The organism is Flavobacterium sp. (assembly GCF_043773265.1).
Classification (GTDB): domain Bacteria; phylum Bacteroidota; class Bacteroidia; order Flavobacteriales; family Flavobacteriaceae; genus Flavobacterium.
In genome coordinates this window covers 1-14,325 of sequence record NZ_JAYVFH010000241.1, presented here as the reverse complement: position 1 = coordinate 14,325, position 14,325 = coordinate 1, and the positions used below count along the sequence as shown (strand labels likewise).

17 protein-coding genes and 1 tRNA gene are annotated in these 14,325 nt (G+C 29.3%); 11 read left to right on the top strand and 7 right to left on the bottom strand.

The features are described from left to right. Positions 1-966 precede the first annotated feature (966 nt). On the bottom strand, positions 967-2,106 hold the full coding sequence (locus tag ACH2BO_RS13040) for a PQQ-dependent sugar dehydrogenase (RefSeq protein WP_395045166.1): 1,140 nt from the start codon (positions 2,104-2,106) through the stop codon (positions 967-969). 398 nt (positions 2,107-2,504) lie between these two features. Between ACH2BO_RS13040 and ACH2BO_RS13035 the strand changes: the two genes are divergently transcribed. Next, positions 2,505-2,702, top strand: a complete 198-nt coding sequence (locus ACH2BO_RS13035; RefSeq protein WP_395045165.1) for a transposase — start codon at positions 2,505-2,507, stop codon at positions 2,700-2,702. Here ACH2BO_RS13035 and ACH2BO_RS13030 read toward each other — a convergent pair. The 4 genes from ACH2BO_RS13030 to ACH2BO_RS13015 all read right to left on the bottom strand — a co-directional run bounded on the left by ACH2BO_RS13030 (position 2,623) and on the right by ACH2BO_RS13015 (position 3,751). Next, positions 2,623-2,850: a transposase gene (locus tag ACH2BO_RS13030; RefSeq protein WP_395045168.1), complete on the bottom strand. Its 228-nt coding sequence runs from the start codon at positions 2,848-2,850 to the stop codon at positions 2,623-2,625. The genes ACH2BO_RS13035 and ACH2BO_RS13030 overlap by 80 nt on opposite strands. 14 nt (positions 2,851-2,864) lie before the next feature. Continuing rightward, positions 2,865-3,053 carry a hypothetical protein gene (locus ACH2BO_RS13025; RefSeq protein ID WP_395045164.1) on the bottom strand — a complete coding sequence of 63 codons (189 nt, stop codon included), beginning with the start codon at positions 3,051-3,053 and terminating at the stop codon, positions 2,865-2,867. Between the two features lie 122 nt (positions 3,054-3,175). Then, positions 3,176-3,622: a KTSC domain-containing protein gene (locus ACH2BO_RS13020; protein WP_395045163.1), complete on the bottom strand. Its 447-nt coding sequence runs from the start codon at positions 3,620-3,622 to the stop codon at positions 3,176-3,178. A 56-nt stretch (positions 3,623-3,678) separates the two neighbouring features. After that, positions 3,679-3,751: transfer RNA gene (locus ACH2BO_RS13015), tRNA-Met, on the bottom strand. 117 nt (positions 3,752-3,868) lie between these two features. Between ACH2BO_RS13015 and era the strand changes: the two genes are divergently transcribed. The 7 genes from era (at position 3,869) to ACH2BO_RS12980 (ending at position 9,823) form a co-directional block, all read left to right on the top strand. Beyond that, positions 3,869-4,750: a GTPase Era gene (gene era, locus ACH2BO_RS13010; protein ID WP_395045162.1), complete on the top strand. Its 882-nt coding sequence runs from the start codon at positions 3,869-3,871 to the stop codon at positions 4,748-4,750. A 300-nt stretch (positions 4,751-5,050) separates the two neighbouring features. After that, positions 5,051-6,361, top strand: a complete 1,311-nt coding sequence (gene der, locus ACH2BO_RS13005; RefSeq protein WP_395045161.1) for a ribosome biogenesis GTPase Der — start codon at positions 5,051-5,053, stop codon at positions 6,359-6,361. Positions 6,362-6,488: 127 nt separating this feature from the next. After that, positions 6,489-7,121, top strand: coding sequence for a 7-carboxy-7-deazaguanine synthase QueE (locus ACH2BO_RS13000; protein ID WP_395045167.1), 633 nt, complete (start codon positions 6,489-6,491; stop codon positions 7,119-7,121). Positions 7,122-7,248: 127 nt separating this feature from the next. Then, positions 7,249-7,656 carry a DUF2059 domain-containing protein gene (locus ACH2BO_RS12995; RefSeq protein ID WP_395045160.1) on the top strand — a complete coding sequence of 136 codons (408 nt, stop codon included), beginning with the start codon at positions 7,249-7,251 and terminating at the stop codon, positions 7,654-7,656. 6 nt (positions 7,657-7,662) lie between these two features. Further along, complete coding sequence (locus ACH2BO_RS12990) at positions 7,663-8,070, top strand: energy transducer TonB (RefSeq protein WP_395045159.1); 408 nt, start codon at positions 7,663-7,665, stop codon at positions 8,068-8,070. A 55-nt stretch (positions 8,071-8,125) separates the two neighbouring features. After that, a complete protein-coding gene (locus ACH2BO_RS12985; protein ID WP_395045158.1) occupies positions 8,126-8,578 on the top strand; it encodes an energy transducer TonB in 453 nt (150 codons plus the stop codon). A gap of 87 nt (positions 8,579-8,665) precedes the next feature. Then, positions 8,666-9,823, top strand: a complete 1,158-nt coding sequence (locus ACH2BO_RS12980) for an aminotransferase class V-fold PLP-dependent enzyme (protein ID WP_395045157.1) — start codon at positions 8,666-8,668, stop codon at positions 9,821-9,823. A gap of 180 nt (positions 9,824-10,003) precedes the next feature. Here the strand turns inward: ACH2BO_RS12980 and ACH2BO_RS12975 are convergent, their stop codons facing one another. Further along, positions 10,004-10,705, bottom strand: a complete 702-nt coding sequence (locus tag ACH2BO_RS12975) for a class I SAM-dependent methyltransferase (RefSeq protein WP_395045156.1) — start codon at positions 10,703-10,705, stop codon at positions 10,004-10,006. A gap of 73 nt (positions 10,706-10,778) precedes the next feature. Between ACH2BO_RS12975 and ACH2BO_RS12970 the strand changes: the two genes are divergently transcribed. Continuing rightward, positions 10,779-11,273 (top strand): YkgJ family cysteine cluster protein, encoded by a 495-nt coding sequence (locus tag ACH2BO_RS12970; RefSeq protein WP_395045155.1) that lies wholly within the window; start codon positions 10,779-10,781, stop codon positions 11,271-11,273. A 42-nt stretch (positions 11,274-11,315) separates the two neighbouring features. After that, positions 11,316-11,546, top strand: coding sequence for a hypothetical protein (locus tag ACH2BO_RS12965; RefSeq protein ID WP_395045154.1), 231 nt, complete (start codon positions 11,316-11,318; stop codon positions 11,544-11,546). Here the strand turns inward: ACH2BO_RS12965 and ACH2BO_RS12960 are convergent. After that, complete coding sequence (locus ACH2BO_RS12960; protein ID WP_395045153.1) at positions 11,535-12,848, bottom strand: exo-beta-N-acetylmuramidase NamZ domain-containing protein; 1,314 nt, start codon at positions 12,846-12,848, stop codon at positions 11,535-11,537. The genes ACH2BO_RS12965 and ACH2BO_RS12960 overlap by 12 nt on opposite strands. 75 nt (positions 12,849-12,923) lie before the next feature. Between ACH2BO_RS12960 and ACH2BO_RS12955 the strand changes: the two genes are divergently transcribed. Then, on the top strand, positions 12,924-14,159 hold the full coding sequence (locus tag ACH2BO_RS12955) for an ABC transporter permease (protein ID WP_395045152.1): 1,236 nt from the start codon (positions 12,924-12,926) through the stop codon (positions 14,157-14,159). Positions 14,160-14,325 lie beyond the last annotated feature (166 nt).

Here is a 14,325-nt window from a genome sequence, read left to right as displayed (position 1 = left end):
AAACGACTGTGGTTGTGAGCCAACAAACGCATCAAGTTGCACTGAAGAACAACACCAACTTAATAGAAGATCTGAATTTATTATTACTAAAATGTAGATTATTTAATATGCAATTGTTTAAACACTCAACTTTTGTTGGGTGTTTTTTTTATTTTAAGGATTGCTACAATTATATTTTATATTTTTTTGTTTGAATTAAAATTATAAAGACTTCACTATGTTTATTCAATTTAAGTTTAATTCTAAATATACTTTGTTAAAAATAAACCTTATACAATTTTGAGGATATTAGCAATTAAAATTAACTCATTGATAATGCGTTTCAATAGCTGCTTCTATATGTTTTTGAAATTGTTTGTTTAAAATCTATATTTTATAAGTATTTAAATAACTTGGGTTTTATCAATTTAATTTATTTTTTTTTAGAAAACTTTATAAATTATTTAATAAAAGTTAATTCATTTTAAATGCTTAACGTACTTTTCTACTTTGTTAATTAAAGCTTTCTTATCCTCAATTTTTGATTCATATAAGTCCCTAATAATTATTTTCTTGGGATTTATATTAAACTTTAAATTTAATATTTTCGAAATAATCTAAATAATTTATTGAATAATCAGACTGTTTTTAATTAAGAATTACAAAAAAGCATCTCAAATAGAGATGCTTTTACTAAAGTTAAAAAATCATTTATTGTTGTGAAATAATCACTGATTTCGTTACCACGTCATTGTATGTAGTTTTTTTATGAAATGTCCTGATTTTATAAAAAGTATTTTTCCCCCAATTTATTTAAGATACAAATAGTAATCGATTATGCAATGAGAACGCACTATGAAAGAAGTAAACAGTGTAATCTTAAATTTGCATTATAACAATAAAGAAGCTTAATGCTCCTTTATTTATTTAAAACAAATGATTAAAAATAAACTTTGATGATCCTTTAGTTTTGCCGGCAATTTTATACTAGTTTCCTTTGGTTACCTCAATAATCATATCAGAATTGTTACCATTGTCAGTACACAGATAAACTTTTCCGTCAGGTGAAATAGCTACATCACGAAGTCGCCCATATTCCCCAACAAAGTATTCTTTCACACTTTCAACTGCAATACCGGACGCATTTAGTTTCATTTGACGTAATTTCCGGTCTTTAAGAAACGTTACTAACAATGATCTTTTCCATTGACTAATATGATTGCTATTGTAAAATTCTGTTCCACTTGTTGCTACGGTTGGTGTCCAGGTAAATATTGGCTCTTTTACATTGTTAGCTGTGCAAAACGATTGTTCGGCAGGTAAATCACAAAATCCCTCTACGAAAGGCCATCCATAATTGCGATTACCCTCAATAATATTTATTTCATCATTAGTTGTTTCGCCATGTTCAGAACTGTACAATCTTCCTAAAGCGAAAACTAAACCTTGTGCATTGCGGTGTCCAACTGTCCATATTGCATTACCGTATGGATTATCAAGTGGAATTGTGCCATCTAAGTTTATTCGCAGCACTTTTCCATTAAGAGAAGTGGTGTTTTGCGGAAGATCAAATCTCAGATTAGCATCTCCAGTAGTGGCATACAATTTCATATCTGGGCCAATCACAAGACGGCTTCCATTGTGAATAAAATCTCCGCCAATCTTTCCTACAATACCATCAACCAATACCAATGGAGAATTGAGAGCACTTCCACTATAAGTATACCTTACAATTTTTTGAAGATAATCTCCATTCGTGCCAAAATAATTATAGACAAGGTAAACATATGGATTAGCGCTAAACTGAGGATGTAAAGCCATGCCAAGCAAACCATTATAGTCTGTAGTTGAAGCAACTTCACTAATGGTAGCTACTAGTATTGTCTGACCGGTCTGTGGATTCATCCTTTTCACTCGTCCTTCTCTTTCCGTAAACCAAATAAAATTATCTGGTCCCCAAAGAATTTCCCATGGGAAATTTAATTGATTGTTGAGCACCCTTGTGTGTAAGTTGCCCGGAGCATCTGATCTGTTTGCTGCTCCTTCGGTTCCATCGGGAACAATTTCATCCTTGTTACAGGAGAAAATTAAAACCGCTGCAAAAAATAAAATTGAATAATGTTTCATAGTTCAAATTTTTTTAATTAATAAATCAGTAATTATTGTTATTCCTAAATTTTTTAGTTAATTATATTGACTTCCGAAAATCAATATTGTACAATGGGGATGCAATAAAACTATATTTCATTTCGTAATTCCTATTAATAGAAATTAAAAGAATTCATCCTAAAATTATCGGCCTAAAGGTATGTTTATTAATATATGGTATGTTATATAATTCAATGAAAAGGTTGTATGATTTTATAAGATTAAGCCATAGAAAACATCGATAGCTACTACTGACTTATATATTAATTTTGATGAAGCAAAATCCAGAATCAAGAGTGTATTAATTTTAATCTGTTCACTGGATATACTAACTTAGCATGGTGACAATGTTAAGAGAAAAATCTTAATTTTAGAAAATGAAAACAATCCGTAAAATTTACAGCACTTCATTTAAGCTAAAAGCAGTAGAATTGAGTAATGAACAATCAAACATTACAGAACTAGCCAGAGAATTAGGCATACGAGTTACGATGCTTAATAAATGGCGAAAAGATTATGAGAAATTTGGCACTGGTAGTTTTCCTGAAAAAGGAACAATAAAACTACTTGTTTGAAGATTTTTTTAAAAGTGTCTTGCAATTTATTGCTTCTAAAACAGTTCACAGTATTATGATCCACAATTGTCATTGAGAACAACCACTTAAAATTGATGTTTTCACGAAGAGCTTGCTCAATCTTCCGTGATGAATAGATGTTTGTCATGTAAGAATACAACATCACTTTGAGCAACATTTTTGGATGATAACTTGGATTACCTCTTTTTTATAGGTTTTAATAAGTCCTTGAAGATTTAGTTGCTCAACAACTAGATCAACAACTCGAACTGGATGTGAAGTTGGAATTAAATCTTCAAATGAATGTGGAAATAATGCCGTTTGTCTTTGATTATGGTCTCTGAAATTCATATTAATTATCTGTATATAAACACTATAAATATAAAAATAATAATATAACTTCCAAATTAATCATAAAAAAACCGCCTCAGTTGTGAGACGGTTTCATTTTTTGCTTAATATTATTTTGAGAATTATTCTTCAGTTCCTTCTCCAGATTTTCTATAAATAAAATTACCATAAATATGACGTTTTGCAAAACGATTTGGAGATTCTGCATTTACCATTTTTACATATAAGTTTCTTGGAACACCAATATACTCATATGAAACACCATTTAAATGTGTAATCAACAAAGTTTGTTTCTCTAAACGAAAATCAAGAATGTTAAAATTATTAATTGTTTCCTGGTATTCTGGAAGATTTTTCTCAAGTGTTTCATTTGAAATACTTACCAAAAAATGGTAAGCTCCAATAATGTTTTTACTTGTTTCTTCTGCAGCCAATTTTCCTGCTTCGTCATTTACATATTTATCAGGATGATTATCCTTCATACTATTTCTGTAAATAGTTTTTAATTCTTTTAAAGTTACATTTTTGTCAACTTCTAATAATTTTCTGTAATCAACTACTCTTTTCATAAACTAAATTTCTAATAAAAAAATAAAAGCCACTCTTTTCAGAATGGCTTCTCTAGTAGCGGGAACAGGACTCGAACCTGTGACCTTCGGGTTATGAGCCCGACGAGCTGCCTACTGCTCTATCCCGCGATGTTTCGAGTGCAAATATACAACGAATATCAATACGCGCAACAAAAAATTTAAAAATCTTTTATTTCTACTATTCGCTTGATATGACTACCTTTGCAGTAAATTAAATCATTTTAAATGACTCACAAAGCAGGTTTTGTAAACATTATAGGAAATCCAAACGTTGGAAAATCAACATTGATGAATGCTTTTGTAGGCGAAAGATTGTCAATAATCACTTCAAAAGCACAAACAACACGTCATAGAATTCTTGGAATTGTAAATGGTGAGGATTTTCAAATGATTCTTTCAGATACGCCAGGAATAATCAAACCTGCGTATGAAATGCAAGAATCAATGATGAATTTTGTGAAATCTGCTTTTGAAGATGCCGATGTTTTAATTTATATGGTAGAAATTGGAGAACAAGAACTGAAAGACGAAGCATTTTTTAATAAAATCATTCATGCTAAAATCCCTGTATTATTGTTGTTGAATAAAATTGACAATTCCAATCAAGTTCAACTTGAAGAGCAAGTTGCTTTTTGGACTGCTAAAGTTCCTAACGCTGAAATCTTCCCAATATCTGCATTGAAAAATTTTAATGTTCCAGAAGTTTTTTCTAGAATTATATCACTTTTACCAGAATCACCTGCTTATTATCCTAAAGATACTTTGACCGATAAACCTGAGCGTTTCTTTGTGAATGAAACTATTAGAGAGAAAATTTTATTATATTATAATAAAGAAATTCCATATTCGGTAGAAATTGAAACTGAAGAATTTTTAGAAGACGATAAAATTATAAGAATTCGTGCCTTGATAATGGTTGAACGTGATACACAAAAAGGAATTATCATTGGTCATAAAGGTGAAGCATTGAAACGAGTTGGTGTTGAATCGCGACAAGATTTAGAAAAATTCTTTGGCAAGCAAATTCACTTAGAAATGTATGTTAAGGTTAATAAAAATTGGAGAAGCAATACCAATATGTTGAAACGATTTGGGTATAATCAGTAGCAATCAGTGTTCAGTTTTTAGTGTTCAGTTTTATTCTCGTAAATTTTTATATTATTCAAATAATTGAAATTTTAGGTTATAAAATTTATATTAATTCTAATTGTTTTATAATTACTCTACTTTTAATATAAGATTTTCATAATGTTTACTTTTTCAAGTTTAAAAAAGATTTTCAAAGTTTATTTTTTTTAACTAAACACTAACAACTGACCACTGAACACTAACAACTGAACACTGATTACTGATTACTAACAACTGAACACTAAAAACAGTACCTTTGCAAAATATTAAAAATGCCTTATGAATAACATTGTTGCCATTGTTGGAAGACCGAATGTAGGAAAATCGACACTATTTAATCGGTTGATTCAAAGAAGAGAAGCTATTGTAGATTCAGTTTCGGGAGTAACTCGAGATAGAAACTACGGAAAAAGCGAATGGAACGGAAAGGAATTTTCTGTAATTGATACTGGTGGATATATTCGTGGTAGTGATGACGTTTTTGAAGCTGAAATTCGTAAGCAAGTAGAACTAGCAATCGATGAAGCCGATGTAATTATATTTGTTGTAGACGTTGAAGAAGGAATAACACCAATGGATGATGCTGTTGCCAAGTTACTTCGTAAAGTAACAAAGCCAGTTTTATTAGCAGTAAATAAAGTAGATAACTCGATGCGCGAAAAAGATGCAATTGAGTTTTATAATTTAGGATTGGGTGAATATTATACCTTTGCAAGTATATCTGGAAGCGGAACAGGAGATTTATTAGACGCATTAATCGATGCTTTTCCAATAAAACCTGAACCAACACAAGAAGAAATTCTGTTACCAAGATTTGCTGTAGTTGGACGACCAAATGCTGGAAAATCTAGTTTTATTAATGCACTAATCGGAAAAGACAGGTATATTGTAACCGATATTGCTGGTACAACTCGAGATTCGATTGACACAAAATTTGACCGATTTGGATTTGAATTTAACCTTGTTGACACCGCCGGAATTAGAAGAAAAGCCAAAGTTAAAGAAGATTTAGAATTTTATTCTGTGATGCGTTCTGTTCGTGCTATTGAACATTCTGACGTGTGCATCCTAATTATAGATGCAACTCGTGGATTTGAAGGTCAAGATCAAAGCATTTTTTGGCTTGCAGAAAAAAACAGAAAAGGTGTTTTAATATTGGTCAACAAATGGGATTTGGTCGAAAAAGATACTATGTCAACACGTGATTATGAAAATAAAATTCGTGAACAACTGCAACCATTTACTGACGTTCCAATTCTTTTCGTTTCTGCTATAACCAAGCAACGATTGTTAAAAGCGTTGGAAGAAACAGTTAAAGTTTTCGAAAACAGAGCACAAAGAATTTCGACATCCAAGTTTAACGACTATATGTTGAAAATTATCGAAAATCATCCGCCACCAGCTTTAAAAGGAAAACATGTAAAAATTAAATATTGCATGCAATTGCCAACTCCAACACCACAATTTGTGTTTTTTGCCAACTTGCCACAATATGTAAAAGAAGCATACAAACGTTTTCTTGAAAATAAAATTCGAGAAAACTGGGATTTCTCGGGAGTTCCAATAGATATATATATTAGAGAAAAATAATCAGTAGCGAATGGCTTGGGCTTTATCAGTAATGGTAATTCCTGCTGTCTTTCCAAATCTTTTTATAAAAATAAAAAGGATTTTCCTTTACATCAGGGCTAAAATGTTAGCCGTTTTAATTTTTGTAATGTTAGAAAAAAATATACAAATAGCAGTAGATAAAGGCGAAATGCTACCTTTAATGGAAGAATTCTACACCATTCAAGGCGAAGGATTTCATACAGGTACAGCAGCATACTTTATTAGAATTGGAGGTTGTGATGTAGGTTGCCATTGGTGTGATGTAAAAGAAAGTTGGAATGCCGAATTGCATCCGCCAACTAATATTGATTTAATTGTTGAAAACGCTAAAAAATATGCAGACACAGTTGTAATAACTGGTGGAGAACCATTAACTTGGGACATGACATTGCTTACTCAAAAGCTAAAAAATCAAGACTTAAAAGTACATATAGAAACCTCTGGTTGTTATCCTGTAACAGGAACTTGGGATTGGTTTTGCCTGTCGCCAAAGAAAAATAAATTGCCAGTAGCTGATGCATATTCAATTGCAAATGAACTAAAAGTAATTATCTACAACAAACACGATTTTATTTTTGCCGAAGAACAAGCCGAGAAAGTAAATAAAAATGCTATACTTTTTCTTCAGCCAGAATGGAGCAAAAAAGAAGAAATGACACCGCTTATTGTTGATTATGTAATGAAAAATCCAAAATGGCGAGTTTCTTTACAAACCCATAAATATTTGAATATTCCTTAATAAGTAATAATTTTTATTTTACAATTAGAATAACAAATACTTTGTTACCAAATTAATTAAAAATAATTTTGGCATAATAATTGAAAATTATATATTTATAAAAATTTTAAAACCAAAAATTTACAACATGAAAAAACTTATTTTAACATTCGCATTAGTATTAGTAGTTCAATTTGGATTTTCTCAAGAAGACGCAGCTTTTAAAGCTGACGTGATGAAAGTAATTCAACTAAGTGGTTCTGGAGGACAAATGGCTGCTGCAAAAAAGCAAGTTCTCGCAATGATTCCAGAAGCAAAACAAGCTGCATTTCTTGTAGAGTTTGATGGTATAATTACAAAAATTCAAGACGGAACAGCAAAATTATACATGGAAGAATATACAAAAGAAGATATTAAAGCAATGTTGGCTTTTTATGAAAGTCCAGTTGGTAAAAAAATGAATGAAAAAGCAGAAACAATTACAACAAAGTCACAAGAATCTATGATGGAAGTTTCTGGCGAAGTACAAGCTCTTATGGCTAAATACATGGAATAATTGTTTATGAAAAAACTATTTTTTATAATTGTATTTGGTTTTCAGTTTCTTTCAGCTCAAGAAATGGTAGTTGAAGCACCACAAAATCTAGATAATAATATCTATAACACTGCAGGAATAGATGTTTTGCCAGAATATCCTGGCGGAATTCAGAGTTTTTATAATTTTATTGGTAAAAATTTTATAGTTCCTGAGCATAAAGATTTTAAAGGTGGTAAAGTAATTGTGAGCTTTGTAATTGAAAAAGATGGAAGTATTACTGACATAATAGTTATAAAAGATGCAGGTTTTGGTAGTGCAGAAGAAGCAATTAGAGTTTTTAAATTGGCCGAAAAATGGAAGCCAGCAGAACAAAACGGAAAAATTGTTAGATGTTCTTTTGTGATACCAATAAGTATGCAAATTCCTAAATAAATATAAATCCTAATCAAATAGAATTTTGATTAGGATTTTTTAATAAAAAATTAATATGAAAAATTTATTTTTATTTATAGTTGCCTTATTTTTATTTGAAATGGGAAATGCGCAAAGTCAAACTTTGGAACCTGTAATGGAAGGTCCAAAAGAAGTGACTTTTGGTGATGAAACAATATATAATATGGCTCAAGTAGAAGTTAAGCCAGAATTTCCTGGTGGAATGCAAAAGTTTTTTCAGTATGTTGGTCGTTCCTTTAACATGCCAGATGATGAATCATTTACTGGCGGAAAAATTTTAGTTAACTTTATTGTAGAAAAAGATGGTTCAATATCTGAAATAAAAGTTTTGAAAGATATTGGTTTTGGAACTGCAAATGAAGCTATTAGAGTTTTAAAATCTTGCCCAAAATGGATGCCGGCAGAACATAATGGAAAAAAAATAAGATGTAATTATTTGATTCCAATTATGTTACATGTTCCAATTGCCGAAAAAGAAGAAAAATAACTTTACTATATTTTTTAAATTATTAAAATTCAGAAATCTCAATCGATAATAGGTTGAGATTTTTTATTTTTACAAAAAACTAATTTTATGAAACCGCAATTTCTTTTAGATAAAACAATCACTTTTTTAAATCATGGTTCGTTTGGCGCTTGCCCAAAACCAATTTTTGAAGAATATCAAAGATTTCAGTTAGAATTAGAAACCGAACCTGTAAATTTTATTCAAAAGAAATTACCAATTTATTTAAATGAAGCAAAAAAAACTTTGGCAAAATTTATTGGTTGCTATGTTGAAGATTTCTTTTTTACACCTAATCCAACTGTTGCAGTAAATACTATAATGCGAAGTTTAAAGCTAGAAGTTGGTGATGAAATCTTGACAACCAACCATGAATATGGCGCAATGGATAGAACTTGGAATTTTTATTGTAAAAAAAATGGTGTTAAATATGTTCGTCAAGAAATTTCTTTGCCAATAGTTTCTAAGGAGCAAATAATTGAAGAATTTTGGAAAGGATATAATTCTAACACAAAAGTGATTTTTTTAAATCAAATTTCTAGCTCAACGGCTTTAATTTTTCCTGTAAAGGAAATTTGCGATAAAGCTAGAAGAATAGGATTGATTACAATAATTGATGGCGCACATGTTCCTGGTCATATTGATTTGAATATAAAAGAGTTGAATCCCGATTTTTATACTGGAACATTGCATAAATGGATGTTGGCTCCAAAAGGAAGTTCGTTTCTTTATGTAAAAAATGAATTTCAAGAAGGTATTGATCCTTTGGTTGTAAGTTGGGGTTACGAAAGTATGTTCCCGAGTGAAAGCAGGTTTTTAGATTATCATGAATATCAAGGAACTAATGATTATTCGTCTTTTCTTTGTACTCCAAGAGTGATTGAATTTTTGGAAGAGAATAACTGGAAAGAAAAATCTAAAGCATGCAAGAAAATGGTTTTAGATAATTATCAACGTTTTTGTGATTTATTAAACACCAAACCAATTTGTCCTGTATCGGAAGAATTTCTTGGACAAATGGCAAGTGTTGCTGTGAATACAAAAAATGCAATTGAGTTGAAGGATTTATTGTATGAAAAATATAAAATTCAAGTTCCTGTAATGCCTTTGAATGATAAATTATACTTGAGATTTTCTATAAATGTATATAATTGTCAAGAAGATTTGGATGTTTTGTACCAAGCTATTGAGGATATTATTGAAACTACAGATTTGATAGAAGTATAAGGATGGTTTAGCCCAGAATGTAATGAAAATCTTTGTGAAAATAAATTCTAATTTTTCTTGGTATAAAACTGCGACCAAAGGAAGCACGTTTTATAGTTAGAAAAATAGATTTTATTGAGCAAAATTGTAATGTAATGCTGGAATTGGCTCTAAAAAATTGATGTTTTAGTATTAGTTTTTTTATAAAAATAATTTAGCTAAATAATCATAATGTTCGCCTTCTTGAATTAATTCGCATTTTATATTATTTGCAAAAGCGATGTTTTGAAGTGTATTAAAATCTAAAAATAACCACGGAAAAGGTTTTTCTAATTCGTTTTTATATTGAATTGTAAAAGTTAGTTCGCCATAATAACCATTTGCCGGAATTGATATTGAGCCATCTTGGTTTTCATCATACATATAAATAATGTCAGAAGAATCTATAAGAATTTGACCATTTGGGCTTAGAAGTGATTTTAATTTTTTGAGATATTTGCTTGTTTTGGATAGTGTTTCAAAAATTCCAGTTCCGTTCATTAATAGTAGAATGGTATCGAACTTATCGTTTTTTAAGTCTAAAATATTTTGAACGGAAGTATTTTTTAATCCACGAAGTTGACACGTTTTTATTGCGTTTTTAGATATGTCTATTGCTTTAACATCAAAACCTTTTTCTTGTAAATACAAACTATGACTTCCTGCACCACAACCAACATCTAGAATTTTTCCTTTGCAAAGTTGAAGCGCTTTTTGTTCAAGCTTTGGCATTTTTTTAAAATTTCTAAAAAGATAGGAAATACTCATTTGATCTGCTTCAGATATTGAAGTTTCAGTAATTATATCTTCTGGAGCATTGTTGGTTTGAAAATCTAGAATAGCTAATCCGAAAAGGTCTTTCATTACTTTTTGTTCAAAGTTTAAGGTTTGAGGTTTTAAGTTGATTAACTTTGTAGCTCAACTTTAAACTTTAAACTTGAAACCACAACTAAACGAACTAGTAAAACTAGCCAAAGATAGTCATATCGAAAACAAAAAGTATTTTGATAAGCTAAAAAAGAAAACGCCAAAGAATTTAGACTATGTAATGCAAGATTTGCACGATGCAGAGTTTAAAAAAACGAATTGTTTAGATTGTGCCAATTGTTGTAAAACTACTGGTCCTCTTTTTACAAGTGCTGATATTGAAAGAATTTCAAAACATTTAAGACAAAAACCACAACAATTCATTGAACAATATTTAAGAGTTGATGAAGATAAAGATTATGTATTGCAAACTGTTCCTTGTAGCTTTTTAGATTTGGATAATAAATGTTTTATTTATGATGTTCGACCAAAAGCGTGTAGAGAATTTCCGCATACTGATAGAAAAAAGTTTCAACAAATAACAGATTTAACTTTAAAGAACATTAGTGTTTGTCCTGCTGCTTATAATATTGTGGAAAAAATGAAGTTAAAACTTACATTGTAATACTATTATTAATATTTTTTCGTTTTATAATAAAATACATCTATGAAACATGTTTTTATTATATTAGGAATTTATATAATGTCACTTTTACTTTCAGTTTTTGGTGCATTTATTGATAGTGATATTAGAGAAAATAGTTTTGAATATTTAGTTTTTGAAGTTATAGTAATGTCTGTTTTTACTTTTGTTTTCTTATCAGGTTTAGTTTATGCATTGTATTATAGTTTTCTTTTTTTAAAAAATAAAATTGAGAATAATAATTTAATAAATTAGATATTTTTGTCTCATTTTTTTAAAATCGATTAATCCTTTCTCCCAAGATTTTCTAATTTCTGCTTCGGAAACTCCAGATTCTATTTGTTGTTGAAGTTTTTTTGTTCCAGCTAGTTTAGTGAAGAAATTATTAAAAAATTTTGATTTATCAGCAGTTGATTGATATGCTTTAATTAACCACTTGATTTCTAATTTGTCAACTTTTGTGGTTTTTGTCAAGTTTTCGCCGTTACAAATTTGATCTTTATAAACTGGTTCTTTGGCTCCAAAATTTGGAATAGGTGTAAAATTAAAATTGCCTTTTGGTAAAAATGGAGAGCCATAAATTTGAAATTGCATTTCTGTACCACGACCAACACTTACATTAGTTCCTTCAAACAAACACAAACTGGCATATAAATTTATTGCTTGATCATTTGGTAAATTTGGAGATGGTTTTATAGGTAAGCTATAAGTCATTTCACGTTTGTAATTTAAACAAGGAATTACTTTTAAGTCGCATATAGCTCCATTTTCTAGCCATTTTTCGCCATTAATCATTTGTGCATATTCGCCAATAGTCATTCCGTGAAGCAACGGAATTTGGTGCATACCAACAAAACTCGTGAATTCTTTTTCCAAAATTGGACCATCTACAATATTTCCGTTAGGATTTGGTCTATCTAAAACTATAAGTTTAATTTTGTTTTCTGCACATGATTCCATTATATAATGTAAAGATGATATATAGGTATAAAATCTTGCACCAACATCTTGTAAGTCGAAAATCATTATATCTATATCGGCTAATTGTTCTGGTTTTGGTTTTTTGTAACTTCCATAAAGCGAAATTATTGGTAAATTGGTTTTTGTGTCTTTTCCGTCAACAATTTGTTCTCCTGCATCTGCTGTACCTCGAAAACCGTGTTCTGGTGCGAATATTTTTTGTATATTAATTTTATTATTTAGTAAGAAGTCTACAATATTATTTGTTATTATTTCTTTACTTTCATTATCCATAGACGTAGCTTTGGTGTACTTAATGGTTCTTACAATGCCAGTTTGATTGGTTATTACAGCAATTTTTTTGTTTTTTAGTAATGGTAAATATTCTGATAAGTTTTCGGCTCCTGTTTTTATCCCAAAACTAAAATCTACTATTTCTGATTGTTTTTGAATTTTGTTTTCTTCATTTTTGAGTCTAAAGCCTTCTGTTTTTTTACCCTCATTCTTTATTTTTTCTCTTTTTTTATTACTTCCACATGAGGAGGAAATAAATAAATAACACAAAAAAATCAAACTAATTTTAATTAAATGTTTCATATTTTTTTTAAACTTAAAATAATAACTATGAGTCTTTGATGCAAAAACAAATATCTTTGCAAAAATCATTAACTTTTGAATCTAGAACATTTCATAGCAAAACGCCTTATTACTTCTAAAGATCATAAAAGTAGTATATCTGCACCAATAATAAAAATTGCTATTGCAGCAATTGCACTTGGAATGATTATGATGATTGTTTCTATAGCTACTGGAATTGGATTACAGCAAAAAATACGCCAAAAAGTTTCTGCTTTTAATGGACATATAATAATTTCAAATTTTAATGGAAATGACTCTGATGTTAGTACTAATCCGATATCAATTCATCAAAAGTTTTATCCTAAATTCAACTCTGTTAATGGGATAACTCATATCCAAGCCGTTGCAACTAAAGCTGGAATGATTAGAACTGAAACATCTTTTGAGCCAATATTGTTTAAAGGGGTTGGTAAGGATTATCAGTGGGAAAATTTTAATGAATATTTAATTTCTGGCATTATTCCTAAATTAAAATCAGACTTAAATAATGAGATTGTTATTTCAGAATATTTGTCTAATCGACTAAATCTTAAACTTGGTGATGGTTTTAATACTTTCTTCATGAAAGATGAACAAAATAAATTGCCTAAAAGTAGAAGATTCATAATTGTTGGAATTTATAATTCAGGTTTTCAAGAGTTTGATGCCTCTTATGTTATTGGAGATATTCGTCATGTTCAAAAAATAAATAAATGGAAGACAAATGAAGTTGGTTCATTTGAGATTTTTATTGATGATTTTACTAAAATTAATGAGAAAGGAGAAGAAGTTTACAAAGAAATATCATCAACATTAAATTCGCAAACCATAGTTGAAAAATACTATTATATATTTGATTGGCTAAAGCTTTTTGATTTTAATATTGTTGTCATAATAATAATAATGATAGTTGTTTCAACAATCAATATGGCAGTTGCTCTCTTAGTTTTAATTTTAGAAAGAACTCAAATGATAGGGATATTAAAATCAATGGGTTCTAATAATTGGTCTATTAGAAAAATTTTTCTTTATAATTCATTTTATTTAATAGTCAGAGGTCTGTTCTTCGGAAATATAATAGGTATAGGACTTCTTCTTGTTCAAAAACACTTTCAAGTTATTAAACTAAATCCTGAGAGTTATTATGTAAATATCGCACCTGTTTATATAAATTTTCTATATATTTTCAGTTTGAATATTGTCACAATATTAGTTTGTCTTTTAGTTCTTTTATTTCCTTCATATATAATTACTAAAATATCTCCTTCAAAGACAATTTATTTTGATTAAATTAAGAAAACATTTAGTCAATAAAAATGTTTTTAAAGCTATTCCATTTTAAAACTGATAATTAATTTTCAACAAACACTTCGATTTCAGGTGATTATAAAAAACCAAAAAAAAAGGTATAAAAAGGTTTGTTATAGGTAAAAATATGTTTAGTTTTGCACTCTCA

Bases quoted from the DNA above. Each gene is read 5' to 3' on its own strand.
- ACH2BO_RS13040 (WP_395045166.1), bottom strand. From the start codon at position 2,106: ATGAAACATTATTCAATTTTATTTTTTGCAGCGGTTTTAATTTTCTCC.
- ACH2BO_RS12960 (WP_395045153.1), bottom strand. From the start codon at position 12,848: ATGAAACATTTAATTAAAATTAGTTTGATTTTTTTGTGTTATTTATTT.
- era (WP_395045162.1), top strand. From the start codon at position 3,869: ATGACTCACAAAGCAGGTTTTGTAAACATTATAGGAAATCCAAACGTT.
- ACH2BO_RS12985 (WP_395045158.1), top strand. From the start codon at position 8,126: ATGAAAAATTTATTTTTATTTATAGTTGCCTTATTTTTATTTGAAATG.
- ACH2BO_RS13020 (WP_395045163.1), bottom strand. From the start codon at position 3,622: ATGAAAAGAGTAGTTGATTACAGAAAATTATTAGAAGTTGACAAAAAT.
- ACH2BO_RS12975 (WP_395045156.1), bottom strand. From the start codon at position 10,705: ATGAAAGACCTTTTCGGATTAGCTATTCTAGATTTTCAAACCAACAAT.
- ACH2BO_RS12980 (WP_395045157.1), top strand. From the start codon at position 8,666: ATGAAACCGCAATTTCTTTTAGATAAAACAATCACTTTTTTAAATCAT.
- ACH2BO_RS13025 (WP_395045164.1), bottom strand. From the start codon at position 3,053: ATGAATTTCAGAGACCATAATCAAAGACAAACGGCATTATTTCCACAT.
- ACH2BO_RS13035 (WP_395045165.1), top strand. From the start codon at position 2,505: ATGAAAACAATCCGTAAAATTTACAGCACTTCATTTAAGCTAAAAGCA.
- der (WP_395045161.1), top strand. From the start codon at position 5,051: ATGAATAACATTGTTGCCATTGTTGGAAGACCGAATGTAGGAAAATCG.
- ACH2BO_RS12995 (WP_395045160.1), top strand. From the start codon at position 7,249: ATGAAAAAACTTATTTTAACATTCGCATTAGTATTAGTAGTTCAATTT.
- ACH2BO_RS13030 (WP_395045168.1), bottom strand. From the start codon at position 2,850: ATGACAAACATCTATTCATCACGGAAGATTGAGCAAGCTCTTCGTGAA.
- ACH2BO_RS12990 (WP_395045159.1), top strand. From the start codon at position 7,663: ATGAAAAAACTATTTTTTATAATTGTATTTGGTTTTCAGTTTCTTTCA.
- ACH2BO_RS13000 (WP_395045167.1), top strand. From the start codon at position 6,489: ATGTTAGAAAAAAATATACAAATAGCAGTAGATAAAGGCGAAATGCTA.
- ACH2BO_RS12965 (WP_395045154.1), top strand. From the start codon at position 11,316: ATGAAACATGTTTTTATTATATTAGGAATTTATATAATGTCACTTTTA.